Source organism: Streptomyces sp. ERV7 (assembly GCF_001653515.1).
GTDB lineage: Bacteria > Actinomycetota > Actinomycetes > Streptomycetales > Streptomycetaceae > Streptomyces.
Genome location: NZ_LYOY01000051.1, coordinates 569,530 through 594,617 on the forward strand (window position 1 = coordinate 569,530; position 25,088 = coordinate 594,617).

A 25,088-nucleotide genomic window follows, 5' to 3' on the forward strand; every position below is an offset into this window, starting at 1 on the left:
TGGCCGCAGGCGCCGGGCCTGCGCCGGCCACGGCCGCTACCGGCCCGCCGGATCGCGCGTGGACGGCAGCTGCCACACGTACTCGAACGAGGCCTGGATCATCCTGTAGCCGTGTGCCCCGGACCGGAAGAGGATCATCGGCAGGCCCACGGGGGCCTTGGGCGCGAGGAGGTTGGGGGAGTAGTAGCAGACGTGCGGGAAGATGACCGTCGTGCAGTAGGGGGCGGCCGTGGCCAGTCGCAGATCGACGTGCGGCCCCATGGTGGCCCGCAGACCGGCCACGGTCACCCTCGTCGACTCGATGTCGCGCTCCAGCTGCGAGGTGTGCTCGGGACTGCGGCCCGCCTCCTCGATGGCGGCCCGGACGGGGACGTCGGGGTTGGCCGGATCGCAGACGACCGCCCGGATCCTGACCCGGCCGCCCGTCTCCCTCAGCATCGTCTCGATGTCGCGGTAGAACGGTCCGAGGGGATTGAAGAACACCCGCAGGGAGACCCCCATCATGAGGATCTCCCCGTTCTCGAAACTGCGGAACTCCTCCGACAGCCGGGTCTGCGCGTTGTCGCGGCGGGGCGAGGTCTCGCGGTCCTTGTAGACACGGCTGATCCCGGCGTCGGACAGCTCGTTGAAGATGCGCCACACCTCGTCCCCGAGCCACTTCTCCTTGAGCCGGTCGTAGGAGAAGGACACCAGGATGGGAAAGAGCACGGCCGACCCCAGCGACTCCAGCACCACGGCCGACAGGGCCCACACCCTGCTCTCGGTGAGCAGGCCGACCGCAAGCCCCGAGACCAGCACCCCGAACCCGAGTGCGGCGCACAGATAGAGGAACTTCTGGTGCACGACGGCCGGAGTCACGCGGGCGTCCCCTCCCCGGCGCCGCGTCCCAGCGGCTTCATCGCGATCGTCCCGGCGGAGCCGCCACCCGTGACCTCGCCGATCTCGACGGCCGGGAGACCGTGCTCGGCGCAGCGGGCCATGAACGTACGGGCCCGGCCGGGGGAGGCCGAGAGGAGCAGCCCGCCCGAGGTCTGCGGATCGCACAGGGCGATGCGCCGCGCCATGGGCAGGTCCGACCAGTCCACCCGGTCCTCCAGCGTGAAGTAGGTGCGCTCGGCGCTGTTGGGGACGATGCCGTGCTCCTCGGCGAGTTCCACCGCGTGCCGCAGCATCGGCACCGCCTCGGGGAACACCGTCGCCGCGCAGTCCGAGGCGACGAGCATGGTGCGCAGATGGCCGATGAGTCCGTAGCCGGTGACGTCCGTGGCGGCGTCGACACCGGCCTCCCCGGCCAGTCGGCACGCTGTGCGGTTGGAGGCGAGCATCACGCTCTCGGCCGCCGACACCGCCTCGGCGGAGGCCACTTCGGCCTTCTGCCCGGCGATGACGATGCCGGTGCCGAGCGGTTTGGTCAGGATGAGCCGGTCACCGGGACGCGCGTTGCTCTGGAGCATGATCCGGCCCGGCCGGGTCGCGCCGATCACGCACAGGCCGAAGACGGGGGACTCCGAGGCGATGGAGTGGCCTCCGGCGAGTTGCGTGGAACACTCGGCGAGTGCCTGGACGGCACCCCGCATGAGCTGCGCCACCGTCTCGTTCGGCAGCTCGGGCGGCCAGCCCAGGATGCCGAGTGCGAGGAACGGCTCGGCGCCCATCGCGTAGATGTCGGACACCGCGTTCATCGCGGCGATGCGGCCCCAGATCTCCGCGTCCTGGGAGACGGGGGTGCCGAAGTCGGTGGAGAAGGCCAGGGTGAGGTCGTCGGTGAGTCTGTAGAGTGCCGCGTCGTCGCGTTGCGTGCCCGGCACGAGGTTGTCCGTGCGGCCGCCGAACGCGGCCGGGTGCGCCCCCAGGGACTCCAGCAGCGCGTCCATCCGGTCCAGCGGGATCTTGCACGCGCATCCCCCGGCCGCGGTCAAGTTCAGCAGGTTCGTCGAAGCCGCCGCACCTGGCATCCCGTCCCCCTTCGATGCCCGTCGTCTGCGCTGAGTGGCGCGCGGTGGTCCCACTATGACGGCGGCACCTGCCGGTGACCAGGGTCCGGTCGGGACCGCGACAGGTGTGCGGAAAGAGGCCTGAGTGGTCGTCGTGTTGCTGGTCGCGATGACCGCGAGTCGCTCGCATGTGTGGCACCGTGGTCCCATGTGCGGCCGTTACGTCTCCACCCGCAGTCCCGAGGATCTGGTCCAGCTCTTCCAGGTCACCGACTGGCGTGCCGAGGAGAGGCTGGCGCCGAGCTGGAACGTCGCCCCGACCGACGAGGTGTGGGCCGTCCTGGAGCGCGGCGCGCGCGGAAAGGACGAAGCCGCGCCGCGGGGCAGGCACCTGCGGCCGCTGCGCTGGGGCCTGGTGCCGTCGTGGGCGAAGGACGCGAAGACGGGCGCCCGGATGATCAACGCCCGGGTGGAGACCGTGCACGAGAAGCCCGCCTTCCGCCGCGAGTTCCTCAAGCACCGCTGTCTGCTGCCGGCCGACGGTTTCTACGAGTGGGAGCAGGTCAAGGACCACGACACGGGCAAGCCCCGTAAGCAGCCGTACTTCATCCATCCCGAGGACGACCGGGTGATGGCCCTGGCCGGGTTGTACGCGTACTGGCGCGACCGGTCCGTCGCACAGGACGACGACCCCGCCGCGTGGCTGGTGACCTGCACGATCATCACCACCGAAGCCACGGACGCGGCCGGCCGCGTCCACCCGCGCATGCCCCTGGCGCTCGCCGAGAACGACTACGGCGCCTGGCTCGACCCACGTCACCACGACCCGGACGAACTGCGCGCCCTCCTGACCCAGCCCGCGGACGGCCATCTGCACGCCCGGCCGGTCTCCGCGGCGGTGAACAACGTACGTAACAACGGGGCGGAACTCGTGGCAGAGGTCGCGCCGTAGACCGCTCGCCGCACGCTGCCTGATGGATCATCGGCCTTCGATGTGACGGGCCGTAGGTAGGGGTGGCCCCATGAAGGGGGCGGGGGACAGTCGGAGTGAGTGGGGCGGCTGGTCCGCATAGCGTCTGACGGTATGAGACATATACCGTCCGCGATCGCCTCCGCCCCTGTCCTGCGCCGCGCTTCGGCCCTGGGGCTCGCCCTCGCCGCCTGCCTCGGAGCCGCCCCGGCCGCGGTGGCCGCACCCACCGCGTCGAAGTCCGGGGCCGGGCTCGACCGTTACTACGACCAGCGCCTCGGGTGGGGCAACTGCGCCAAGGGTGCGGACGACAGTGCGGGCCGCGACCTCGACAAGGCCGGCGTCCAGTGCGCGGACGTCACCGTGCCGCTCGACTACTCCGCTCCCCGGGGCCGTACGATCACCGTCGCGGTGTCCCGGCTCAGGGCCACCGACACCCGCCACCGCATCGGTTCCCTCCTGCTCAACAACGGCGGGCCCGGGGGTCAGGCCCTTGAGTCCCCGCCGGAGTTCCACGCGTGGATGAAGAAGGCCGGCCCGCGTTACGACATCATCGGCTTCGACCCGCGTTTCGTCGGACGCAGTACCCCGCTGGACTGCGGTTGGCCCGTCGGCACCAATCTCTTCTCGGCCGGGCTCAGCCGGGCGGGCTTCGACCGCCAGGTCGCCCTCCAGAAGGATCTGGCCGCCAAGTGCCGTGCCACCAACGCCGACGTACTGCCGCACGTCACCACCCGTAACACCGCACGGGACATGGACGTCATCCGAGGCGCGCTCGGCGAGAAGAGGATCTCCTACTTCGGCTACTCGTACGGCACTTACCTCGGCACCGTATACACCCAGATGTTCCCCGGCCGTACCGACCGCGTGGTCCTGGACGGCGCCATCGACCCGAGCAGGTACGGGCCCCGGTTGCTCCAGTCGGTCGTCGGCGAGAACGAGCGGGCGCTCGCCGACTGGGCCACCTGGGCTGCCGCGCGCGACGACACCTACGGCCTCGGCCGCACCCGCGCCCAGGTCCTCGCCACCGTCGACCGCGTCATCAGGACGTCCGCGCGCGCCCCGCTGACCGTCGGTGCCGAGCCGGAGGCCTTCCGGCTCGACGACACCCAGGTCCCGTTCGTCCTGCTCGCCGGGGTCTCCAGTGACACCGACACGGCACGGGCGGCGCTGGGGGAGCAGATGTCCGTGCTGAACAAGGCCGCGGCCGGGCAGCCGACCCGGCTGTCGCCGCAGTTCGCCGCGACCCTGCGGCTCGCGCTGACCGGCGAGCAGTCGCACCACGGCAGTGTGCAGTCGGCGGTCATCTGCGGAGACAGGGCGGCGCCGCGCGACCCCGAGGTCTACTGGCGGGACATCGAGCGCTCCCGGGCCGCGTCCCCGCGCTTCGGCGCGCTGGTCAACAACATCGGCCCGTGCGCCTTCTGGGACAGGCCCCGTGAGGAGCCCACCCAGGTGAAGCGCGACGCCAAGGTACTGATCGTGTCCGCCACCGGCGACCCGCGCACCGCCCACAAGGGTGCGCTCGCCCTGCACGGCATGCTGCCGAGCTCCAAGCTGATCACCCTCAAGGGCGCCAACCACCACGCGGTCTACGGCCTCTACGGGAACACCTGCGTCGACGACAAGGTCAACCGGTACCTCGCCACCGGCAAACTGCCGCTCGACGACCAGACCTGCTCCCAGCAGGACGGCCGGTCCTGAACAGTGGGCAGCCCGTCACCGACGTCGTGAAGGCGCCACGACGCGGTCCAGCGCCGCGCGGATGAGCGAGTTGACCGCGGCGGGCTGCTCCTGGTGCGCCATGTGGCCGGCCTCCTCGATCACGTGGAAGGTGCCGTACGGGGTCAGTGCAGCCAGCGTGCGGGACACCTCCAGTGGTATCTCGGTGTCGTACCGGCCGTGCAGATAGGTCACCGGCACCGGCATCCCGCTCAGTGCCTCGCGCGGGTCGTGGGACATGGCTTCGGTGAACAACTCGTCGATGAAGTGGCCCGATGCGAGGATCTGCCGCACTGTCCGCCGTACGAGCTCGGGCGGCGCCGCAGGACCGAACCACTTCGGGACCCACTCGGCCACGGTTGCCGCCCGGTCGGCGCCGAGGGAGGAGACCAGGGAGCGAAGGGCGCCGGCCATGCCCTGGCTCGGCCAGTACCCTGGCCCGCTGACCGACACCACACCGGCGACCTGCTCCGGCGCGCGAAGAGCCGTCTCCAGGGCGAAGGTGGCGCCGAGCGAACTGCCCACCAGCAACGGCCTTTCCAGGCCGAGGTGGGCGATGAGGGCGAGTACGTCTTCCGCGTTGGCCGGTGTGGTGTTGCCGGTGGGCGGATGCTCCGAGCGTCCGCATCCCCGCCAGTCCACGGCGATCACACGGTGGTCGGGTGCCAGGTCGGCGACCTGCGCGTTCCAGACCCGGCCGCTGGTACCCCAACCGTGCAGCAACAACACCGGCGTCCCGGTTCCGGTGCCACTGCCCGTGTCCGTGTGGAAGAGCTCGACCCCGTTGACGGTCGCGTACGGCATGAGTGGCTTCCCCTTCTCCGACGCGCCCCGCGGGAGACGTGGCGCTGTGCGGACAAGTCCACCGCGCCACCGGGCGACGACCAAGGTCCGGTTCGCTCGTACACTCATCAAGGACCGTGATGAATGCGGGTGGTGGGAGGTGGGCGGTGGAGCTGCGTCAGGTGCGGTATTTCGTGGCCGTCGCCGAGGAACTGCACTTCGGCCGGGCAGCGCAGCGCCTGCACATCGTCCAGCCCACGGTCAGCCAGCAAGTCCGGCGCCTGGAGCGTGAGCTCGGGCTCGACCTGTTCGACCGCACCACACGCCGGGTGACCCTCACCGCCGCGGGCGCCGCGTTCCTGCCGCACGCCCGGGCCGTCCTGACAGCCGAGCGCGTGGCCCTCGACGCGATGGCCGGTCATCGTGCGGCACGGGACACCGTCCTGCGCATCGGCACCAGCGTCGGCCTCGGGACCCGTCTGGAGCACGTCCTGGCCTCGCTGGCGGAGAGCGCCCCCGACCTCACCGTCGAACTGACGAGTTCCCCGACCGCCAACCGGTTGCAGGCGGTACGGGAGGGTGAGCTGGACGCGGCGTTCGTACGCGGGGTGGATCGCGGCCAGGGGCTGGACCTCGTCCCGGTGTGGCAGGACCCCCTGGTCGTGGCTCTGCCCGCATCCCACCCCCTGGCCACCGGCACCGCCGTCCACTTGGCCGACCTCGCCGCCCTGCCGCTTCGTATCGTCCCGCGCGAGAACAACCCCCATCTGGTGGACCTGGTGGTCGCGGCGTGCGCCGACGCCGGGTTCGCGCCCGTCCTCGGCCCCGCCTTCACCACCGACCAGGACACCCTGGCCGCGATCGCCACCGGTGCTCCCAGCTGGACGGTCTTCTACGCCGCCCAGGCCGCCCGCCTCCCCGCCGGACGCACCGCCTTCCGGCCCTTCGCGCCTCCGGTCCCGATGGCCGAGACCTTTCTCGCCGTCCACCCGGCAACGCCCGCCCGCCGCCTCGCCCCTCTGCTCGCCGCCTGCCGGACCCAACGGAAGTGTCCTGCTGGCCTTACGTGAGGATCCCCTCGGCGGTGGAGTCGGGGCCGAGCAACTGCGTGAGGCCGGTGCCGGTGAGCACCCGAGTGGGGGGTCGGGGTGGTTGGTATCCCCTTCGCGGGGCATTCCAAGAGGATGCCCCTGACATCTGCGGGGGCCCGCACGCGGGAGTTCTCATGACCGACTACGTCATCACGGTGCCGGGTACGTTCGTGCACGGCATCACCGACGCCCAGCGTTCCGAGATCGAGCGCAGGCTCCGGCCGCAGGACCCGGCGAACACCGGCTTCGGGGAGAACGAGGAGCTGAGCCTGCTGACCGTCCAGGACGCGAACACGTTCGCCGTCCGGCTCGAAGTGGAGGCCGCCACTCGCGGCGAGGCCGAGGCGAGCGCGGTCAGGCTGGTCTCCGCCGCGCTGCGCGACAGCGGATTCGCGGAGGACGACGCTCCGTTGGGGCCTGCCGCGGTCACGGGGATCGACCGCGAGTTCTGATCGGGGCGCTTGGGAGCTCGGCGTACGTGGTCGACGTGCGCCGTCCGTGTGATCCCGGGCTATCGGCACGGCGCGCCGTGGCGCAGGGCAGTGCCGTCGTGGTGCGGGGCGCGCGGGTGGGGGGCCGTCGTGCGCGTCAGGGCGTGAGGACGACCTTGCCGGTGGCGGTGCCGGACTCCGCCAGGCGCAGTGCCTCGGCGGCCCGGGCGAGCGGGAGTTGGGCGGCGATGCGGGCGCTCACGTCGCCCCGGGCGACGGCGGCGAACACCTCCGTGAGGTCGGCGCGAAGGCGGGCGCGGAAGCGGTCCTTGCCGAGGGCGCGCCCGGCCCAGATGTTGTAGAAGTAGGCCCGGCGGCCGTTGGGCAGGGTGTTCCAGAGCAGGGTGCGGCCGAGGATCTTCAGCACGGGCAGTTGCTTGGACCCGCTGTCGTCGCGGGTGGAGGCGCTGCCGTACGAGACGAGCGTGCCGCCGGGTGCGAGCAGCTGCCAGGAGTCGATCACGCTGCGCCCGCCGACGTGGTCGAAGACCGCGTCGACCCCGTCGGGCGCCAGCTCCCGGACCCGGGCCGCCACGTTGCCCGCCCGGTAGTCGACGGGGGTCACACCGAGCTCCCGCAGGGCGTCGTGGTGCCGCGCCGACGCCGTGCCGATCACCTCGGCACCGGCCGCCCGTGCCAGCTGGACCAGGACGGACCCCACCCCGCCGCCGGCGCCGTGCACCAGGACGGTCTGTCCGGCGCGGACCCGGGCACGGCGGTGCAGCATCTGCCACGCCGTGATGCCGTTGACCACCACGGTCTCCGCCTGCGCCGCCGTGAGGGCGTCCGGGACGGGGACGGCGTCGTCCGCGTCGACGACGACGTGGCTGGCCCAGCCGCCGACCTTCACCAGCACGGCCACCCGCCGGCCGGCCAGGCCGGGGTCGACGCCCTCGCCGATGGCCTGTACGCGGCCGACCAGGTCGTAGCCGGGCACGAAGGGGAAGGGCGGCTGGTCGTAGTACCGGCCGCGGCGCATCTGCTGCTCGGCGAAGGAGACACCGCTCGCCTCCATGGCGATCAGGATCTGGCCCCGGCCGGCCTCCGGTACGGCTCCGTGGCGGATCTCCAGGCCCTCCGGCGCGACGATCCCCGGCAGGACGACCTCGGTCAGGCGCTCGCTGGTCATATCGTTCCCTCTCGTGGAAGCAGAAGCTGTTGCGTTCGTTAGAAGTTATAACTAGCAGCTTCGGTGAGAGTCAAGAGGGAAAGTGATAGCCTCTAACTAGAGGTTGATGTTGTAGCCGTAAAGCGTGTGAAGCCTGGAGGCGGACGTGGCAGAGCCGGATGTGAGGACTCCCCGGGAGCGCTACCGCGCCCAGGTGCGGGAGGAGGTCAAGAAGCACGCCTGGGAGCAGATCGCCGAGGCCGGGGCCTCCGCCCTGTCCCTCAACGCGATCGCCAGGCAGATCGGGGTGAGCGGGCCCGCGCTCTACCGGTACTTCGCCAACCGCGACGAGCTGATCACCGAGCTCATCAGGGACGCCTACCGCAGCCTCGCCGACATCTTCAGGGCCCGTGCCGAGGCCGGCGCCGATCTCGCCGAACTGGCCCAGGCGCTGCGGCGATGGGCCCTGGACGACCCCCAGCGCTACTTCCTCGTCTACGGCACCCCCGTGCCCGGGTACCAGGCCCCCGAGGACACCACCCGGATCGCCTCCGAGATCATGGCCGTCCTCCTCGACGCCTGCGCCGCCGTCACACCGGAAGCCTCGCCGGCGGTTTCCCTGGACGGCCACCTCGACGGGCACCTCGCCGAGCACCGGTCCTGGGCGGGCGGACACCAGGCCCCGCCCTCGGCACTCGGTCGCGCCCTGCTGTTCTGGGCCCGACTCCACGGCGTGCTGTCCCTCGAACTCGCGGGCCACTTCACCGGGATGGGATTCGACCCCGCAGAGCTCTACACCGCCGAGACACGAGCCCTCGCCACCCCCTGAACGGCCCCCTTCGCCGAGGTGCCGCCACCTGCCGCGGCGCGCCCGGCTCCCAACTCGCTTCTCTACTCGCTCAGTTCGACCGAGATGTGCGGGGCCAGCGCCCGGAGGAAGTCGGCCGCATCGAAGAGCGCGCCGGCCGAGGCGACACCGAGCGTCCTGGTCCGCCCGGTCAGGATGCGGTGCACCGCTTCCACCGCGAGCGGTGCGCTGACGGCGTAGATGTCCTGGCCCCTCGCCACGACGCGCCGCTCGCGGCCGCCGGAGCGCACCACCACGTCGACGAGGAAGGTCTGCGCGGACCGGCCCCGCTCGTCGACGGCGGTGGGCGCCGGTGAGTCCGGGGCGAGCACGTCCTTGACCGCGTCGACCGTCATATAGGTGCTGAACTCGGCGACGGGCAGATGGGTCGGGGCGGTGGCGACGTCGGCCGTCAGGAACTCCCCGACGACGGTCCTGGTGCCCACCGGGTCGGGGAAGACCCAGTCCACCGTGGGCGCGCTGTCGTCGCGGTACTCCATCCCCCCGTTGGCGAAGCGCACGCGTCGGCCGCCGCGCCGTGCCCGGGAGACCGCGCCCGCCGCCCGTGTGCCCGGCGTCGGGTGCCAGCTGTCCAGCGCGTACGCGATGTGCGCCTCGTCCGCCTTCTCCCAGTCGCCCAGCGCGGCGGTGACCAGCAGGTCGCCGAGCCCGCCGTAGAAGGCCATCGCGGGGACGACCACCGCTCCGGCGGTGCGGGCGCGGTCGGTGAAGTGCGCGAAGGTGTCGAGGGTGGCCTCGACCTCGCCCGCCACGTCCAGGTACGGGATTCCGGCGCGCAGCGCCGCCTCGACGAGCGGTGCGGCCGTCGTGGCGAACGGCCCCGCGCAGTTGATCACGGCTGCCGCACCGGCCAGCGCGCGGTCGAGCGCGGCCGGATCGTCGACCGATGCCGGACGGACCTCGCTCTCGTTCACGGAGACCGCCAGCTCCTTCAGCTTGTCGGCGTCCCGGCCCGAGAGGACCGGCACGAACCCGCGCTCCCGCAGCTCCGCCACCATGAACCGGCCGGTGTGCCCGTACGCGCCGTACACCACGACCATCTGCCCCGCCACCATTGGTTTCTCCCCATCTCAGGTCCTCGGCCCGAGTCCCGGGCTGATCGACTGGGACCATCCTGGCGCGGGCGGACACCCCACCGTGAGTGTCTGGAACGACATGACCCGTACACTTCCGGACATGACCACTGTCGCGCTGGCCGTCACCGACGGAATGCTGCACTTCGAACTCTCGGCGGCGTACGAGATCTTCGGCTTCGCCCCGGACAGTGTGGACGTCCCCTGGTACGAGTTGGAGATCTGCGGAAACGGCCCCGTGCGGCTGGGCCGGTTCCTGCTGGAGCCCGATCACGGCCTCGACCGGCTCCGCGACGCCGACACCGTGATAGTCCCCGGCTGGACCGACGTCGACGTGGAACCGCCCGCCGACCTGGTCGACGCGGTGCGCGCGGCCCACGAGGCGGGCGCGCGCGTGGCGTCCCTGTGCACGGGCGCCTTCGTGCTGGCCGCGGCCGGACTGCTGGACGGGCGGCGCGCCACCACGCACTGGGCGCACACCGACGAACTGGCCGCGCGCTGGCCCCGGGCGGAGGTCGACCCGGATGTGCTCTATGTGGACAACGGCAGCGTGCTGACCTCGGCGGGCAAGGCCGCGGCGCTCGACCTGTGCCTGCATCTGGTCCGCCTCGACCACGGCTCTTCGGTCGCCAACGCGGTCGCCCGCCGTCTGGTCGTACCGCCCCACCGCTCCGGCGGCCAGGCGCAGTTCGTCACCACCGCGGTGCCCGCCCGGGACGACCACCCGCTCACGGCGCTGCTGCCCTGGGTGCTCGAACGGCTCGACCGGCCGCTGACCGTGGAGGACCTGGCCCGCCGCGCGCGGATGAGCTCACGCAACCTGAGCCGCCACTTCCACGCGGCGACCGGCACCACCCCCTTGCAGTGGCTGCTGACCCAGCGCATCCGCCGCGCCCAGGAGCTCCTGGAGAAGACCGACCAGAGCGTCGACTCCATCGCGACGGCGACCGGCATGGGCACCGCGACGACGCTGCGGCGCCACTTCAACCGCACGGTGGGTGTGCCGCCGGACGCCTACCGCCGCACCTTCCGCTCGCGATCGCGCTCGGGTCCGGGCCGGTAGCCGGTCTCAGAGCCACCCGTGCCGCTGCGCCTGCAACGCCAGCTGGAAGCGGTTCGCGGCGCCCAGCTGGGCCATCAGGATCTGCAGGCGGCGGAAGAGCGTGCGGCGGCTGAGGCCCATCTCGCGGGCGATGACGTCGTCGCTCGCGCCGCCCGCGAGGAGCCACAGCAGACGGCGGTCGGCGGCGGGCACGCCGCCGGGGCGGGCGGTGCTCCCGTGGAACGGCAGGGCGTTCTGCCAGGACTGCTCGAACAGGGCGATGAGCGCCGAGAGCAGACCGCAGGGCTGGACCACCAGCATCGTGTTGTGCACGTCGGCCTCTTTGATCGACAACGACACCAGTGCGTACGCCTCGTCGATGACCACGAGTTTGACCGGCACCGACGGCAGCACCCTGGCCTGCTCGCCGGCGTTGACGCACGGCTCGATGGCCTCTTTGAGATGGCCCGGGTACTCCAGTGACTCCCGCGAGTACACGACGCGCTGTGTCACCCCGCGGGCGAGCGTGGCCAGTGCGTCGTCCGTGGCGGTGGCGCCGGGGTGGGGGAAGTACGGCGGTGACTCGAACTGCCGGATCTGCTCGCGGGCGCTCGCCCAGGCCTGCCGCATCCGGGGGCCGACGGCGTCGCCGGTGACGACCTCGACGAGGTGGTCGTTGTACGCGGCGAGCCGCTGTCGCCGGAACGACTCGAACGCGCCGCCGACGGCGATGCGCGACTCCTCGACCTCCGCCGCCCGGTGCCGGGCCAGGATCTCCAGACCGGCGGTCGGCGGAACCGGGGCGACCACGTCCCCGCCCCCCTCGGCGGCACTGGCGAGCCCGGCGTCGACCAGCTCGCCGTACGCCGCGGCGAGCTCCGCCTCCTCCAGACCGGCCGCTGCCGCGATCGCGCTCAGCGGAGCCGGGGCCAGTTCGAGCAGCGCCAGATAGACCTGGCCCGCCGTGTGGCCGATGCCCAGAAGACGCAGGGCCTCACCGAGTTTCGCGTTCGTCATACGCCGCATTATCAACCGCGCTCGACGAGAGTGTGGCCGATCTGTGCCAGTGGCACTCCTCGGCACCGAGCACGCGCGGCGCGGAGTACCGTCCGCTCGGGAACGCACCCACAAGCCCCTCCAGAGGAAGGTGTACGCCGTGGCGAAAGGCCGGAAGAACGGTCTCTACTCAGGGATCTCCGAGGAACTGTCCGCGCTGATGCGGACGGGGTGGGCGGACACCGAACGGCACGGTCTGGCGCTCGACGCGCAGGCTCCGTACGCGGCCCGCCGCCGCGCCGCGCTCTCCGAGCGCTTCCCGGGCGAACGCCTCGTGATCCCCTCGGGCAACCTCAAGACCCGTTCGAACGACGACACTTACCCGTTCCGTGCCTACACGGGTTACGTGCACATGACCGGCGACCAGGCCCGCGACGGTGCCCTCGTCCTCGAACCCCGTGCGGACGGCGGCCACGACGCCTACTGCTACCAGTTGCCGCGGGACAGCAGGGACACCAACGAGTTCTGGATCGGCTACACGGCCGAACTGTGGATGGGCCGCCGCCGTTCCCTCGCCGAGTCCGAGCTCGTGCTCGGTCTGGCATGCCGGGACGTCCGTACGGTGGCCACCGACCTGGCCGCCGCCTCCGGTGTGCCGACCCGGATCGTCCGTGGTGTCGACCCCGTCCTGGAGGCCGCCGTCGCCACCGACGAGGAGCGCGACGACGAGCTGGAAGAGGCGCTCAGCGATCTCCGCCTGGTCAAGGACGACTGGGAGATCGGCGAGATGCGCAAGGCGGTGGACTCCACGGTGCGCGGCTTCACCGATGTGATCGGCGAGCTCTCCCGGGCGATCGCGACGTCCGAGCGGTGGATCGAGGGCACCTTCTTCCGCCGCGCGCGTCTGGAGGGCAACGCGCTCGGCTACGGCTCCATCTGTGCCGCGGGCGAGCACGCCACGATCATGCACTGGACGGACAACGACGGCCCGGTCCGCCCGGGGGAGCTGCTCCTGCTGGACGCCGGTGTGGAGACGCACACGCTCTACACCGCCGACGTCACCCGTACGCTCCCGATCAGCGGCACCTTCACGCCCGTGCAGCGCAAGGTCTACGACGCGGTGTACGAGGCCCAGGAGGCGGGCATGGCGGCGGTGAAGCCGGGCGCCGCCTACCGCGACTTCCACGAGGCGTCCCAGCGCCATCTGGCGGCCAGGCTCGTCGAGTGGGGCTTCATCGAGGGCCCGGCGGAGCGTGCGTACGAGCTCGGGCTCCAGCGCCGCTTCACGATGGCGGGCACCGGCCACATGCTGGGCCTGGACGTCCACGACTGCGCGCACGCCCGCAACGAGGAGTACGTCGACGGCGCCCTGGAGCCGGGCATGGTGCTCACCGTTGAGCCCGGTCTGTACTTCCAGCCGGACGACCTCACCGTGCCCGAGGAGTGGCGCGGCATCGGCGTCCGTATCGAGGACGACCTGCTCGTCACCGCCGACGGCCACGAGAACCTGTCGGCGGGTCTGCCCCGCTCGGCGGACGAGGTCGAGGAGTGGATGGCCCGCCTCGCGGGCTGAGCGGACCGCCGGAGGCCGGCACCCCGCTCCAGGGGTGCCGGCCTCCTCATTCCCGGCGCCGTGGCGGCGACGCCGGCCCGGTGGTGGTCAGCGGCGGCCCCAGGACTTGGTGGCGATCACGTGCCGGTGGTTGTCGCGGAGGGTCGCGGTGTCGCCGGAGTTGTTCCAGACGTAGTCGCGGCGGTCCTGGTAGACGTCGTGGCCGGTGTCGCGGCCGATGCCGGTGTGGACTCTCACGGACTGGTGTCCGGCGAGGCGCAGGCCCGGGAACGTATAGGTGTGGCGGGAGCGGTCGGTCAGGGTCCACCCCTTCAGGTTCACCGCGCCGCGGCCGGTGTTGGTGACGGTGACCCACTCGGCGTTCAGGGACCGCTGCGAACGGTCGTCGCGTCCGGGGCTGTCGTACTGGATGGCTCCGAGCCCGATGGGCGACCGCGCCACCGCCCCGGTGGCGGCGGAGGCGGGGAGGACCGCGGCACCGGCGAGGCCGCCGGCGGCCAGGGCGAGCGCGAGGACGCGGGCGGTGCGACGAGAAGACATATGAGCCCCCAGTTCACGGCGCTCCACGACGAGTGCCGGGGCGCCGGGATGTGCGGATGTAGTGCCTGTACGGCGTCGACTTTCGGCCGGACACCACACTCTGACGCCTGGATCCGGCCACCCGTACCGGGAAGTTCAATGCTTGACCGAATGGAGAAGGTGACGCACCGTCAACTAGTAGCGCGCACGCGCCCCGGCGCGAAGTGAGTCCTCTCGCGCCCCCTGGCCGTCAGGACGGCTCCGCGCCGAAGCGCCACGCCGCGATGTCCCGGTAGTGGATCGGCCCCGGGCCGCGGCCGATGTTGCTGGCGACCAGGTGCAGCCGCTCCGTCTGCCACGGCCGGCCGGTGAAGGCGGCGAGTCCGGCGGCGATCTCCACCACGCTGGAGGAGTCGTCGCGGCGTGAGCGGGCCAGTGTCAGATGGGGGCGCAGAGGCCGGTCCTCGAAGGCGACACCGCACGCTCGGACGACGTCGCGGACCTCCTTGGTGAGCAGGCGCAGCCCTTCGAGGTCGCCCTCGATCCCGCTCCACAGCACGCGCTCGTCGAAGTGGCCGCCGCCGCGCAGCGCCAGTCGCAGGGGCCGGCTCGCTGCCGCGAGGTCCGCGAGCGGCGGCTGGAGCAGGGGGACGGTCGCCACCGGGAGCTCACCGAGGAACGCCAGGGTGATGTGCCAGTCCTCGATACGGTTCCACCGCAGCCGGGGGTACGCGGAGTAGGCGGGCCGCAGCTCCCGCTCCAGCTCCCCCTTCGCGTCGTCGGGCGGGGCGAGCGCTATGAACACGCGGACGGTCGAGGGCTGGATCTGTTCGTTCACGCATGCCTTCGTACACCATCGGCCACGCGAACGAAGAGCAGGCTCCGCCGTCGCCCGGGGCGGGCGGCATGCCCCTTGGCCGATTTGGTCGATTCACCAGGACACGCCAGGTCCGGACGGGCGACTTCCGTGCTCGGCACCAGTCGTTTTCGGCCGCCCGTCCGGCTTCACTGGCGGGGAAGCAGCGGCTGAAGACGGGGGAGAGATGGATCTGAACACGGTGCTCGACGTGCGTGACGCCCGCCGTCCCGAGCCATGGCGTCCGGGCGACGCCTGGCTCGGTGGCGGAACGTACCTCTTCTCGGAGCCCCAGCCGCATCTGCGGCGGCTGGTGGATCTGAGCCGGATGGGCTGGGAGCCGATCCGGGCGCGGCCCGACGGATCGGTGGAGATCGCGGCCACCTGCACCATCGCCCAACTGTCGCGGTTCGGGCGGACGCTCGACGCGACGGCCGCCCCGCTCGTCGAGCAGTGCTGCCGCGCCTTCCTCGCCTCCTTCAAGATCTGGAACATGGCGACGGTCGGCGGGAACCTCTGCAACGCCCTGCCCGCCGGCCCGATGATCTCCCTCACCGCGGCCCTCGACGGCGAGTGCCTGCTCCAGGCGCAGGACGGCTCGACCCGGCGGGTGAAGGCCGCGGCCTTCGTCACCGGAGCGGGCCGCAAGGATCTCGCCGTGAGCGAGCTGCTGCGCTCGGTGACCCTCCCGGCCCGCTCGCTGCGGTGCCGCACCGCCTTCCGGCAGGCCTCGCTCTACGGCCTCGGGCGCTCGGCCGCCCTCGTCATCGGGACGCTGGATCCGCTGGACGCCTCACTGGCGGTGACCATCACGGCAGCGACCGTACGACCGTTCCGCCTCTGGTTCTCCCTGCCGCCCGGCCGGGAGGCACTGCGCGGCGCGATCGCGGCGGCGGCGGGCGACCGCGACTGGTTCGACGACATCCACGGCCTGCCCGAGTGGCGGCGGCACATGGCCTTCCACCTCGCCGAGCAGGTCCGGCACGAACTCACCCGGGACGGTGTGCGATGAGCTTCAGCATCCAGGTCAACGACCAGCCCTTCGACGCCGAGCCCCGTGCCGGGCAGTGTCTGCGCACGTATCTGCGCGAGCGCGGCTGGTTCGGGGTGAAGAAGGGCTGCGACGCCGGGGACTGCGGGGCCTGCACCGTCCACGTGGACGGCGAACCGGTGCACAGCTGTCTGTACCCGGCCGTACGGGCCGAGGGCCGGGCGGTCACCACGGTGGAGGGGCTGGCCGCGAAGGACGGCGAACTCCACCCCGTACAGCAGAAGTTCCTGGACGCCCAGGGCTTCCAGTGCGGGTTCTGCACCGCCGGGTTCCTGATGACCGCGGCCGCCCTCGAAGAGGAGAAGGGCGCGGCCCACGACGACGGCAAACTCGACGATCTGCCCCGGGCCTTCAAGGGCAACATCTGCCGCTGCACGGGATACCGGGCCATCGAGGACGCCGTGCGCGGTGTGAGGCACACCGAACAGCCCCGCGCCGGGCAGGCGGTGGGCAGGAGCCTCGGCGCCCCGGCCGGACCGCAGGTCGTGACGGGCACCGCCCGGTACACGTTCGACGTCGAGGTCCCCGGGCTCCTCCACATGAAGCTGCTGCGCTCCCCGCACCCCCACGCCCGCATCCTCGCCATCGACACCTCCGCTGCCCTCGGGGTCCCCGGCGTCCACGCCGTCCTCACCCACCGGGACGCCCCCGCCACGCTGTACTCCAGCGCCCGGCACGAACACCCCACCGAGGACCCCGACGACACCCGTGTCCTGGACGACACCGTCCGCTATGTCGGCCAGCGCGTCGCCGCCGTCGTCGCCGACAGCGAGCAGGCGGCCGAGGAGGGCTGCCGACGGATCGACGTCACCTATGAGCAACTCCCTTACGTCATCGACCCGGAGCAGGCGATGCGTCCCGGCGCCCCCGTCATCCACGCGGGCAAGGGGCCCGAGGCGAGGATCGCCCGGGTCGAGAACAACGTGGCCGGCGAGGTGCACGGCGAGACCGGCTGTGTCGACGACGGCTTCGCGCAAGCAGCGGTCGTCTACGAGGAGACCTTCCGCACCCAGCGCGTCCAGCACGCCAGCCTGGAGACCCACGGCTGCGTCGCCTACTTCGAACCGAAGGAGGACGGCACCGGCGAGCGGCTCACCGTGCGCTCCAGCACCCAGACCCCGTTCCTGACCCGCCGCGCGCTGTGCGCCCTCTACGGTCTGCCCGAGGACGAGGTCCGGGTCGTCGCGGGCCGGGTCGGCGGCGGCTTCGGCGGCAAACAGGAGATGCTGACCGAGGACATCGTGGTCCTCGCCGCGCTGATGCTGCGCCGCCCGGTCAAGCTCGAATACACCCGTGCCGACCAGTTTCACGGCGCCACCACCCGCCACCCGTTCACGATCCGTATCAAGCTCGGTGCCCGTGCCGACGGCACCCTGACGGCGATCCAGATGCGGGTGGTCGCCAACACCGGCGCCTACGGAAACCACGGCCCCGCCGTCATGTTCCACAGCGTCGGCGAGTCCTTCGCCGTCTACCGCGCCCCGCACAAGAAGGTCGACGCCTACTCCGTCTACACCAACGCCGTGCCCGCGGGCGCGTTCCGGGGCTACGGTCTGGGCCAGGTCACCTTCGCCGTCGAGTCCGCCATGGACGAGCTGGCCCGCCGACTCGACCTGGACCCGCTCGCCTTCCGGGAGAAGAACATCATCGGGCCCGGCGACCACATGGCCGGTCCGATCGGCGAGGAGGAGGACCTGCACATCACCTCGTACGGCCTCGCCCAGTGCCTGTCGATCGTCCGCGAGGCCATCGCGGAGGACCACAGCGCCGACGAGGTGCCGCAGGGATGGCTGACCGGCCAGGGCGCGGCCATCGCGATGATCGCCACCGGGCCGCCCGGCGGCCACTACGCCGACGCCACCGTCAGCCTCCTCTCCGACGGGACGTACGACATCGCGGTGGGCACCGCGGAGTTCGGCAACGGCACCACGACCGTCCACAAGCAGATCACCGCGGGCGCCCTCGGGACCACCGTGGACCGGATCTCCGTCCGCCAGTCCGACACCGACGTCGTCCGCCACGACACCGGCGCCTTCGGCTCGGCCGGCACCGTCGTGGCCGGCAAGGCGGTCCTGCTCGCCGCGAACTCCCTGGCCGAGCGTCTGCAGACCTTTGCCGCCCGGTACACGGGAGTGGCCCGGCACCTGTGCGTGCTCGGCGCGGAGGCCTTCGACTGCGCCGGGCGGACCGTCACGCTCAAGGAGCTCCATGAAGCGGCCCACGCCCAAGGAGCCCGGGACGAGACCACGGCGGACGGCCACTGGGGCGGCAGCCCGCGGTCGGTGGCCTTCAACGCCCAGTGGTTCCGGATCGCCGTCGACCCGGACACCGGCGAGATGAGGATCCTGCGCAGCGTCCACGCCGCCGACGCGGGCAAGGTCATGAACCCGCTCCAGTGCCGGGGCCAGGTCGAGGGCGGAGTCGCCCAGGCACTGGGTGCCACCCTCTTCGAGACCGTACGGCTCGACGAGCGCGGCGAGGTGACCACGGCGGCCTTCCGGCGCTACCGCCTGCCGCAGTACGCCGATGTGCCGCGCACCGAGGTGCACTTCATGGAGACGACCGACGCGATCGGCCCGCTGGGAGCCAAGTCGATGAGCGAGAGCCCCTTCAACCCGGTGGCCCCCGCCTTCGCCAACGCACTGCGCGATGCCACGGGCATTCGCTTCACCGAGACGCCGATGACCCGCGACCAGGTCTGGCTGGCGATGGGCGCGGACCGGCTCGGCGCGTAGAGCCAGGCGAAACGGCCCGCCGCCGTGTGTGTAACGGCCGGGACACGGGGTACTCGCGCGACCAGAGAACACTGAGCGCGCCCAGCCTCTTCAGCTGCCCCCCCGGGCGGGCCTCGCTCATGGCCGCCCTTGAGGGCGCGCCGGGGCGCGCGAAGGCAGAGGCCTTCGAAAGCAGCGGCCGACGGCTGCGCGGAGACATCCTTGGGCGTCGGCCAGGGAGAAGGACAGCGGCCATGGATACCAACAGTGGCAATCCCCGTGTCGTGGTGGGTGTCGACGGCTCCGAGGCGTCACATGAGGCGCTGCGCTGGGCGGTGAGCCACGCCCGCCTCATCCGGGCGACAGTGGACGCGGTGGCGGCCTACGACGTGCCCGGGGCGGCGGGGTGGTCCGCTCCGGCGGTGGACGCGGACCTCGACGAGGAGCAGGCGAAGAAGGATCTCGCCGATGAACTCCACAGCGTGCTCGGCCAGACCGGGGACGTGGCCCTGACCAGCCACATCGTGCGCGGCAACCCGGCGGAGGTGCTGATCGGCGCATCCGCCGACGCGGAGTTGCTGGTGGTGGGCAACCGGGGCAGGGGAGGGTTCGCCCGCCTCCTGCTCGGCTCGGTGAGTCTGCAGTGCGCCCAGCACGCCTCGTGTCCGGTCGTCATCATCCGCCAGGGCACTTCGCACGGCGCCGGTGCAACCCACGAGGTGTGAGGGAACGGACGCGCCGCGTCACGGGCCCAGGGAGGAGCGCCATGGCACCGCGAGTCACGGTGAACCACCTGTTGGCGGAGTACGGAAGGACCCACGCCGAGGAGGCGGGCATCCGGCTGCGGAACACACCGGCGCCGCTGTACCAGCTGCTGACCCTGTGTGTGCTGTTCTCCGTGCGCATCAAGGCCGACATCGCGGTGGCCGCGGCCCGAGAGGTGTTCGGGGCCGGGATGCGCACACCCCGAGCGATGGCCGCGGCCACGTGGCAGGCCCGGGTGGACGCGCTGGGACGCGCGCACTATCGCCGCTACGACGAGAGCACGGCCACCGCGCTCGGAGCCGGGGCCGCACTCGTTCTCGACCGGTATCGCGGAGACCTGCGGCGGCTGCGCGAGGAGGCCGACGGCGACCCCGACCGGGTGAGGGAACTGTTGCGGGAGGTCCCGAGGATCGGGCCGGTGGGAGCCGGCATCTTCTGCCGGGAGGCGCAGGGCGTGTGGCCCGAGCTGCGTCCCGCCTTCGACAGCCGGGCCCGGCACGCCGCCGGCCGGCTCGGGCTCCCCGAGACGCCCGAGGGCCTGGCGCGCCTTGTCGCGGCCGAGGACCTGCCGAAGCTGGCGGCGGCCCTGGTGCGGGTGGAACTCTCCACCGGGGCTGTGGAGACCCTGCGTGAGACGGCCTGAGAGCGGACGGCCGAGCGATACGGCATCAGGCCTTGCGTGAACTGTGCAGAAGCTCTGCACGCCTGGCACATCCCGCTCCTCCGACCCTGCCTAGATTCACAGGTGTTGCAGATGACCTGCACATCTCTAGGAAAGGCGTGTCATGCGCAAGTCAGTGGCGTTCCTGTCGGCCGTCTTCTTGGCGATGGGCTTCCATGCGGCCATGGCCCCGCAGGCCTCGGCGGCCGGCCCGAACTGGGGGGAGCTCTTCACCCCGGTCGGTCCCGGCACCTGGTACCCCGGCAAGTGCGCCACTCCCAAGGGCAACAGCACGGCCAACGGGACCATCATCACCCTGTGGACGTGCACCGGAGACGAACTGCAGAAGTGGGACCACGACGGTTACCAGATCGTCCACAAGGCGAGCGGCAAGTGTCTGACCCCGCAGGGCGACGGGTACAACGTCAACGGCGCCGTGCTCACCCTGTGGCCGTGTGACAACAGCGGCACCAACCGCAGCCAGCAGTTCTGGTCGGACCCCGACTGGTCCATCAAGACCAACTACTCGGACAAGTGCCTCACCAACAAGGGCGGTTCGTCCGGCAACGGCACCTACCTCACCCTGTGGACCTGCGCCTCCGACTATCCGCAGGAGCAGCACTGGATGATGCGGTACTGAGCGCCGCACGTCCTGTTCGCCCGGCCCGGCTCGATCGCTCGCGCTCCGCGGGCTCAGCCGGCCGGGGTGCCCTGATGGAAGTACATCCGCCAGCCCGTTTCCGTCAGGCGCCACAGGGAGCTCCGCCGTGCCCGGCGGCCTTCGTGCTCGGAGACATACGTCAGGTGGACGACGCCGGGGGCGAGGACGGTGCCGGACATCTCCTCGACCTTGATCGGGGACTCCTCGGACACCGTGCCGTCGCCCGTCGCGGCGAGGATCGAGTCCCTGTCCCACCGGCGTCCCGATGCCCCGATCTCGGTGAACTCCGGGTCGAGGAACCCCAGGACACACTCCGGCGAAGCACGTACCTCAGGGTGGAGGAGCCGCAGCTCCCCCTCCACGGCCGCCTGCACGGCCTGCTCACTCTCGTCCACCATGCGGAAACCCTAAGGGTGCTCCCTACCAGGTCACAGCGAATTGTTGTTCACGTGGCGCGATCGGGGCCATAGGATCTGCACGCTCGGCCCGAGGCCGAGCCAGGGGGTGGGGAGGCCCTTTCTCGGGTTTCCTCGGGTTTCTTCGGATTTCTTGGGGGCGACACCGTGGGTGTCATCGTGGGTGGAATCATCGCCGTGCTGATCGCCGTACTGGCGTGGTGGCTGGTCAGGACGTACAACCGGCTGGTCCGGCTGCGCAACCAGACGCAGGCGTCCTGGGCGCAGATCGACGTCCAGTTGAAGCGGCGGCACGAGCTGATACCCAACCTGGTCGAGGGGGCGCGCGGGTATGCCGCGCATGAGCGCGCCACGTTCGAGGCCGTCGTCGCCGCGCGCGGGGCGGCCGCGGGCGGCGACCTCGGGGTCATGGACAAGGCCGCCGCGGAAGACGCGCTCACCGCGTCCCTCGGCCGGCTGCTGGCCCTGGGTGAGAACTATCCGCAGCTGAAGGCCGACCGGCACTTCGCCACCCTGCAGGACGAACTGACCACGGCGGAAGACAAGATCGCCTACGCGCGGCAGTTCTACAACAGTGCCGTGCAGAGTTATCACACCGCTCTGGAGAGCTTCCCCGGCAACCTGCTGGCAGGCGTGGGCGGCGCGCACGGACGCAAGGAGTACTTCGAGGCCGGAGCCGCCGCTCAGGACGCGGCGCAGGTGAGATTCGCATGACGTTCGAAGCCGAGCTCTACTGGGGCGGCGCCGGACTGATCGCGCTGTGGCTCGCGGCGTTCGCGATCGCGCTGGCGGCCACCCGCAACGGCAGTGTCGAGCCGGGCCCTGCCACGCAGGACTTCGGGCCCGAGCCCGAGTCACCCGCCGTGGTCGCGCTGCTGGGCAACCGGTGGCGGTCCGTCGACCGCGCAGCCGCGGCCACCCTTCTGGACCTCGCGGCCCGCGGTCTGCTGGAGGTGCGCCAGCCCGGCGACGACCCGGCGGACAGCACGGTGCACATCACCGGCAAGGACGCGGAAGACCTCACACCGTACGAGCGACGCGTCCTGACCCGGGTCGCCGAACGGGCCGGGGAGACGGGCGCCCCGATCGGGGCGATCGCCTTCCGCGCCGAGGAGCGCGCGAAATCCTGGAACAGCGCACTGCGCCAGGAGATCGTCGTCGAGGCGCGGCTGCGCGGGCTGTCCCGCGCCCGCTTCGCACCGCTGCTCGCGCTGGCGCTGTTCGTGACCCTCTTCGCCCCCGGAGCGCTGTTCGCGGTGGCCGCGGTCTCCGGCGGACACGGCATCCGGGGCGCCCTGGTGGTCGGCTTCCTTCCGGCGCTCCCGCTGATGTGGCTGCTGACCAGGGCGCTCGGCGAGCGGGCGACCCCGCGCGGGCGCGAACGCGCGGGCCACTGGGCCGGACTCCAGGCCTGGTTGCACGCACACGAGGACTTCGCCCAGCTGCCACCGGCCGCGGTCACGGTCTGGGACCGCTATCTCGCCTACGGCACGGCGCTCGGTGTCACCAGCCGGACCGGGCGACTGCTGGGCTTCGACGCGGGCGACCGACGCCGCGTCTGGTCCTCGTACGGTGGTACATGGCGTCCGGTACGCATCCGCTACCCACGGCTGCGCCCCGGTTTCGGAGCCACCACGAACCGACTGCTCCAACTGGCGTGCGCCGCGGGCGTGGTGGCCCTGGGCCTGTATCTCTTCGCGGTGCTGCGTCAGCCCGACTGGGCGGTGACCACGGGCCCGGACGCGAACCACTCGCCGCGCCGCCCCGGGTTGCTGCTGAACGCCGGCTGGGTGGGGATCGCGCTGCTGGGCGTCGTGGTGGCGGGCCGCTTCGGACGCTGGACGCTGTTCCTGGCGTTCCTCGCGCTGATGCCCGGCAACTTCGGCAGCGGCCACGGCTGGCTGCGTCACGCCATGGACGAGTCCGGGCCGCTGGTGGGCGAGACGGTCGCGATCGTCTGCTTCGGCGCGCTGTCGGCGTACTACCTGACCCTCGCCGTCCTGGAGCGGCGTGCTCCGCACACGGTCACGGGCGAGGTGCTGCGGGTGGAGTCCCGTAGACGGGAGAGCGCGCCGCGCTTCCTGGCACTGGACACGGGCGAGACCGACCACACCGTCGCCTGGGCCCTGCCACCCGAGGCGCCGGCCGTCCTGCCGGGCAGTGTGGTGCGGCTCGCGGTGTCACCGGGGACGCGGACAGTGCGCTCGGCGGACGTGGCCGCCGGCTGACCGTGCGTGCTCGGCGGGGTGACCGCGGTCAGTCGCGGTCACCCCCCGGAGGGTGGTGCGCCCACGGGTGGCGCAGCCGGATCCAGATGTCTCTGGCCTGACGGCCCGCCGCCGCGCGGCTGTGGGCGACGAGGCGGTGTGCCTCGCCGGGTGTCTCGACCATCGGGCCGGACCCGCGCAGTGGCTTGCCCGCCGTCTCGTGCAGGAACAGGGTGGACACGAGGCCGATGACCCCGGCCACCATCAGGTAGTACGCCGGGACCAGGTCGTTGCCCGTCACCTCCACGAGCGCGGAGGTGAACAGCGGTGTCGTACCGCCGAACAACGACACCGAGATGTTGAAGGCGATGGACAGCGCGCCGTAGCGCAGCCGGGTGGGGAACAGGGCCGGCAGGGTGGAGGCCGCCGTACCCGCGAAGCAGACGAGGAGCAGGCCCAGGATCGCGCAGCCCACGGCCGGAAGCACGATGCCGCCCTCCCGGATGAGCAGGAACGCCGGGAGCGCCAGCAGGACGAGGGCGACACTGCCCACGAGGAAGACCGGCCTGCGGCCCCAGCGGTCGGAGGTGTGGCCGACGGTCGTGATGGTGAGGACCACCAGCAGCATGGTGCACAGCACCAGCAACTGCGCCGTGGTGTCGTCCTCGCCGAGGGTGACGGTCATATACGTCGGGAGGTACGAGGTCACCATGTAGTTGGTGACGTTGTACAGGAGGACCAGGCCCATGCAGATCAGCACCGCGTGCCAGTGCCGGGTGAAGATCTCCTTGAGGGTGCTCCGGGCCGTCGGAGGGGCCTCCTCGGACGTGGGACCGGCCTCCCCGCTCTCCGCGGCGGCGTAGGCGGCCTCCTTCTTGAAGGCCGGGGTCTCCTCCAGCTTCAGCCGCATGTACAGGCCGATGAGGCCGAGCGGCCCCGCGACGAAGAAGGGGATCCGCCACCCCCAGTCCTCCAGCCCCTGTTCGCCGAGCGTGACGGTGAGGATCGTGACCAGGCCGGAGCCGAGGGCGTAGCCGACGAAGGTGCCGAAGTCGAGCCAGCTGCCGAGGAACCCGCGCCGCCGGTCGGGCGCGTACTCCGCGATATACGTGGTGGCGCCCGCGTACTCACCGCCGGTCGAGAAACCCTGGACGAGCCGGCAGACGAGGAGCAGCAGCGGCGCGGCGAAGCCGACCGCCGAGTACGTGGGCAGGAACCCGACCGCGAAGGTGCTCGCCGCCATCATGATCATCGTCGCGGCGAGTACCTTCTGGCGGCCGATCCGGTCGCCGAGCGGGCCGAACACCAGCCCGCCGAGCGGTCGGACCAGGAAGGCCGCGGCGAAGGTCGCGAACGTCGACACGACCTGGACGCCCGGGGAGCTCGACGGGAAGAAGACCTTGCCCATGGTCCCGGCCAGATAGGCGTAGACACCGAAGTCGAACCACTCCATGGTGTTGCCGAGCGCGGCCGCCGTCACCGCGCGGCGCACCTGGGGCTTGTCGGCGACGGTCACGTCCTCGCTGCTCAGCGCCCGCTTGCGGCGGCGGAGCAGGGTACGGAGCAACTGGTCGGTGCGTGCGTGCC

General features: G+C 71.7%; 24 protein-coding genes. 14 read left to right on the forward strand and 10 right to left on the reverse strand.

Annotation, left to right across the window (positions count from 1 at the left end; all coding sequences use genetic code 11):
• Nucleotides 1-36 precede the first annotated feature (36 nt).
• A complete protein-coding gene (locus tag A8W25_RS25430; protein ID WP_067165403.1) occupies nt 37-858 on the reverse strand; it encodes a hypothetical protein in 822 nt (273 codons plus the stop codon).
• Nucleotides 855-1,919, reverse strand: a complete 1,065-nt coding sequence (gene selD, locus A8W25_RS25435) for a selenide, water dikinase SelD (protein WP_158942709.1) — start codon at nt 1,917-1,919, stop codon at nt 855-857. Before selD ends, A8W25_RS25430 begins: the two co-directional genes overlap by 4 nt.
• 223 nt (nt 1,920-2,142) lie before the next feature.
• Between selD and A8W25_RS25440 the strand changes: the two genes are divergently transcribed.
• Both A8W25_RS25440 and A8W25_RS25445 read left to right on the forward strand, forming a co-directional pair.
• On the forward strand, nt 2,143-2,886 hold the full coding sequence (locus tag A8W25_RS25440) for an SOS response-associated peptidase (protein WP_067165408.1): 744 nt from the start codon (nt 2,143-2,145) through the stop codon (nt 2,884-2,886).
• Between the two features lie 132 nt (nt 2,887-3,018).
• Complete coding sequence (locus A8W25_RS25445) at nt 3,019-4,608, forward strand: alpha/beta hydrolase (protein WP_067165410.1); 1,590 nt, start codon at nt 3,019-3,021, stop codon at nt 4,606-4,608.
• Nucleotides 4,609-4,623: 15 nt separating this feature from the next.
• Here the strand turns inward: A8W25_RS25445 and A8W25_RS25450 are convergent, their stop codons facing one another.
• Nucleotides 4,624-5,430 (reverse strand): alpha/beta fold hydrolase, encoded by an 807-nt coding sequence (locus A8W25_RS25450; protein ID WP_067165412.1) that lies wholly within the window; start codon nt 5,428-5,430, stop codon nt 4,624-4,626.
• A gap of 146 nt (nt 5,431-5,576) precedes the next feature.
• Here A8W25_RS25450 and A8W25_RS25455 point away from each other — a divergent pair, with 146 nt between their 5' ends.
• On the forward strand, nt 5,577-6,479 hold the full coding sequence (locus tag A8W25_RS25455; RefSeq protein ID WP_067165414.1) for a LysR family transcriptional regulator: 903 nt from the start codon (nt 5,577-5,579) through the stop codon (nt 6,477-6,479).
• Between the two features lie 155 nt (nt 6,480-6,634).
• Nucleotides 6,635-6,952, forward strand: a complete 318-nt coding sequence (locus A8W25_RS25460) for a hypothetical protein (protein ID WP_067165416.1) — start codon at nt 6,635-6,637, stop codon at nt 6,950-6,952.
• Between the two features lie 136 nt (nt 6,953-7,088).
• On the opposite strand, the gene A8W25_RS25465 is transcribed toward A8W25_RS25460, so the two are convergent.
• The gene (locus A8W25_RS25465; protein WP_067165418.1) at nt 7,089-8,120 is read right to left on the reverse strand and encodes a medium chain dehydrogenase/reductase family protein; all 1,032 of its coding nucleotides are present in this window, start codon (nt 8,118-8,120) and stop codon (nt 7,089-7,091) included.
• Nucleotides 8,121-8,265: 145 nt separating this feature from the next.
• On the opposite strand from A8W25_RS25465, the gene A8W25_RS25470 reads away from it, so the two are divergent.
• Nucleotides 8,266-8,928 (forward strand): TetR/AcrR family transcriptional regulator, encoded by a 663-nt coding sequence (locus A8W25_RS25470; RefSeq protein WP_067165420.1) that lies wholly within the window; start codon nt 8,266-8,268, stop codon nt 8,926-8,928.
• A gap of 62 nt (nt 8,929-8,990) precedes the next feature.
• Here the strand turns inward: A8W25_RS25470 and A8W25_RS25475 are convergent, their stop codons facing one another.
• Nucleotides 8,991-10,022 (reverse strand): saccharopine dehydrogenase family protein, encoded by a 1,032-nt coding sequence (locus tag A8W25_RS25475; protein ID WP_067165423.1) that lies wholly within the window; start codon nt 10,020-10,022, stop codon nt 8,991-8,993.
• A gap of 121 nt (nt 10,023-10,143) precedes the next feature.
• Between A8W25_RS25475 and A8W25_RS25480 the strand changes: the two genes are divergently transcribed.
• Nucleotides 10,144-11,103 (forward strand): helix-turn-helix domain-containing protein, encoded by a 960-nt coding sequence (locus A8W25_RS25480; protein WP_067167191.1) that lies wholly within the window; start codon nt 10,144-10,146, stop codon nt 11,101-11,103.
• Nucleotides 11,104-11,109: 6 nt separating this feature from the next.
• Here the strand turns inward: A8W25_RS25480 and A8W25_RS25485 are convergent, their stop codons facing one another.
• On the reverse strand, nt 11,110-12,099 hold the full coding sequence (locus A8W25_RS25485; protein ID WP_199831827.1) for a response regulator transcription factor: 990 nt from the start codon (nt 12,097-12,099) through the stop codon (nt 11,110-11,112).
• Between the two features lie 139 nt (nt 12,100-12,238).
• Between A8W25_RS25485 and A8W25_RS25490 the strand changes: the two genes are divergently transcribed.
• Complete coding sequence (locus tag A8W25_RS25490) at nt 12,239-13,651, forward strand: aminopeptidase P family protein (protein ID WP_067167194.1); 1,413 nt, start codon at nt 12,239-12,241, stop codon at nt 13,649-13,651.
• An 87-nt stretch (nt 13,652-13,738) separates the two neighbouring features.
• Here the strand turns inward: A8W25_RS25490 and A8W25_RS25495 are convergent, their stop codons facing one another.
• Complete coding sequence (locus A8W25_RS25495) at nt 13,739-14,191, reverse strand: lamin tail domain-containing protein (RefSeq protein ID WP_067165429.1); 453 nt, start codon at nt 14,189-14,191, stop codon at nt 13,739-13,741.
• A gap of 229 nt (nt 14,192-14,420) precedes the next feature.
• Entirely contained in the window at nt 14,421-15,008 is a 588-nt protein-coding gene (thpR, locus tag A8W25_RS25500; protein ID WP_067165432.1) for an RNA 2',3'-cyclic phosphodiesterase, read from the reverse strand.
• 205 nt (nt 15,009-15,213) lie between these two features.
• Here thpR and A8W25_RS25505 point away from each other — a divergent pair, with 205 nt between their 5' ends.
• From A8W25_RS25505 to A8W25_RS25525, 5 genes are all read left to right on the forward strand, one after another.
• Entirely contained in the window at nt 15,214-16,038 is an 825-nt protein-coding gene (locus A8W25_RS25505; protein WP_067165434.1) for an FAD binding domain-containing protein, read from the forward strand.
• Nucleotides 16,035-18,812: a molybdopterin-dependent oxidoreductase gene (locus A8W25_RS25510; RefSeq protein ID WP_067165437.1), complete on the forward strand. Its 2,778-nt coding sequence runs from the start codon at nt 16,035-16,037 to the stop codon at nt 18,810-18,812. The genes A8W25_RS25505 and A8W25_RS25510 overlap by 4 nt, the downstream gene beginning before the upstream one ends.
• Before the next feature lie 233 nt (nt 18,813-19,045).
• Nucleotides 19,046-19,516: a universal stress protein gene (locus A8W25_RS25515; RefSeq protein ID WP_067165439.1), complete on the forward strand. Its 471-nt coding sequence runs from the start codon at nt 19,046-19,048 to the stop codon at nt 19,514-19,516.
• 41 nt (nt 19,517-19,557) lie between these two features.
• Nucleotides 19,558-20,199, forward strand: coding sequence for an endonuclease (locus A8W25_RS25520; RefSeq protein ID WP_067165441.1), 642 nt, complete (start codon nt 19,558-19,560; stop codon nt 20,197-20,199).
• 142 nt (nt 20,200-20,341) lie between these two features.
• The gene (locus A8W25_RS25525; RefSeq protein WP_067165443.1) at nt 20,342-20,857 is read left to right on the forward strand and encodes an RICIN domain-containing protein; all 516 of its coding nucleotides are present in this window, start codon (nt 20,342-20,344) and stop codon (nt 20,855-20,857) included.
• Nucleotides 20,858-20,910: 53 nt separating this feature from the next.
• Here the strand turns inward: A8W25_RS25525 and A8W25_RS25530 are convergent, their stop codons facing one another.
• On the reverse strand, nt 20,911-21,276 hold the full coding sequence (locus A8W25_RS25530) for a DUF4440 domain-containing protein (RefSeq protein WP_067165445.1): 366 nt from the start codon (nt 21,274-21,276) through the stop codon (nt 20,911-20,913).
• Between the two features lie 177 nt (nt 21,277-21,453).
• On the opposite strand from A8W25_RS25530, the gene A8W25_RS25535 reads away from it, so the two are divergent.
• Together A8W25_RS25535 and A8W25_RS25540 are read left to right on the forward strand one after the other, a co-directional pair.
• Nucleotides 21,454-22,008 carry a LemA family protein gene (locus tag A8W25_RS25535; protein WP_199831828.1) on the forward strand — a complete coding sequence of 185 codons (555 nt, stop codon included), beginning with the start codon at nt 21,454-21,456 and terminating at the stop codon, nt 22,006-22,008.
• Nucleotides 22,005-23,522: a DUF2207 family protein gene (locus A8W25_RS25540; RefSeq protein WP_067165448.1), complete on the forward strand. Its 1,518-nt coding sequence runs from the start codon at nt 22,005-22,007 to the stop codon at nt 23,520-23,522. Before A8W25_RS25535 ends, A8W25_RS25540 begins: the two co-directional genes overlap by 4 nt.
• Nucleotides 23,523-23,550: 28 nt before the next feature.
• Here A8W25_RS25540 and proP read toward each other — a convergent pair whose 3' ends face one another.
• On the reverse strand, nt 23,551-25,068 hold the full coding sequence (gene proP / locus A8W25_RS25545) for a glycine betaine/L-proline transporter ProP (protein WP_199831829.1): 1,518 nt from the start codon (nt 25,066-25,068) through the stop codon (nt 23,551-23,553).
• Nucleotides 25,069-25,088 lie beyond the last annotated feature (20 nt).

Coding starts and splice junctions, on each gene's coding strand:
- A8W25_RS25515 (WP_067165439.1), top strand. CDS start 19,046: ATGGATACCAACAGTGGCAATCCCCGTGTCGTGGTGGGTGTCGACGGC.
- A8W25_RS25450 (WP_067165412.1), bottom strand. CDS start 5,430: ATGCCGTACGCGACCGTCAACGGGGTCGAGCTCTTCCACACGGACACG.
- A8W25_RS25505 (WP_067165434.1), top strand. CDS start 15,214: ATGGATCTGAACACGGTGCTCGACGTGCGTGACGCCCGCCGTCCCGAG.
- A8W25_RS25525 (WP_067165443.1), top strand. CDS start 20,342: ATGCGCAAGTCAGTGGCGTTCCTGTCGGCCGTCTTCTTGGCGATGGGC.
- A8W25_RS25465 (WP_067165418.1), bottom strand. CDS start 8,120: ATGACCAGCGAGCGCCTGACCGAGGTCGTCCTGCCGGGGATCGTCGCG.
- A8W25_RS25530 (WP_067165445.1), bottom strand. CDS start 21,276: ATGGTGGACGAGAGTGAGCAGGCCGTGCAGGCGGCCGTGGAGGGGGAG.
- A8W25_RS25445 (WP_067165410.1), top strand. CDS start 3,019: ATGAGACATATACCGTCCGCGATCGCCTCCGCCCCTGTCCTGCGCCGC.
- A8W25_RS25520 (WP_067165441.1), top strand. CDS start 19,558: ATGGCACCGCGAGTCACGGTGAACCACCTGTTGGCGGAGTACGGAAGG.
- A8W25_RS25540 (WP_067165448.1), top strand. CDS start 22,005: ATGACGTTCGAAGCCGAGCTCTACTGGGGCGGCGCCGGACTGATCGCG.
- A8W25_RS25440 (WP_067165408.1), top strand. CDS start 2,143: ATGTGCGGCCGTTACGTCTCCACCCGCAGTCCCGAGGATCTGGTCCAG.
- A8W25_RS25485 (WP_199831827.1), bottom strand. CDS start 12,099: ATGACGAACGCGAAACTCGGTGAGGCCCTGCGTCTTCTGGGCATCGGC.
- A8W25_RS25495 (WP_067165429.1), bottom strand. CDS start 14,191: ATGTCTTCTCGTCGCACCGCCCGCGTCCTCGCGCTCGCCCTGGCCGCC.
- A8W25_RS25460 (WP_067165416.1), top strand. CDS start 6,635: ATGACCGACTACGTCATCACGGTGCCGGGTACGTTCGTGCACGGCATC.
- A8W25_RS25475 (WP_067165423.1), bottom strand. CDS start 10,022: ATGGTGGCGGGGCAGATGGTCGTGGTGTACGGCGCGTACGGGCACACC.
- A8W25_RS25480 (WP_067167191.1), top strand. CDS start 10,144: ATGACCACTGTCGCGCTGGCCGTCACCGACGGAATGCTGCACTTCGAA.
- A8W25_RS25510 (WP_067165437.1), top strand. CDS start 16,035: ATGAGCTTCAGCATCCAGGTCAACGACCAGCCCTTCGACGCCGAGCCC.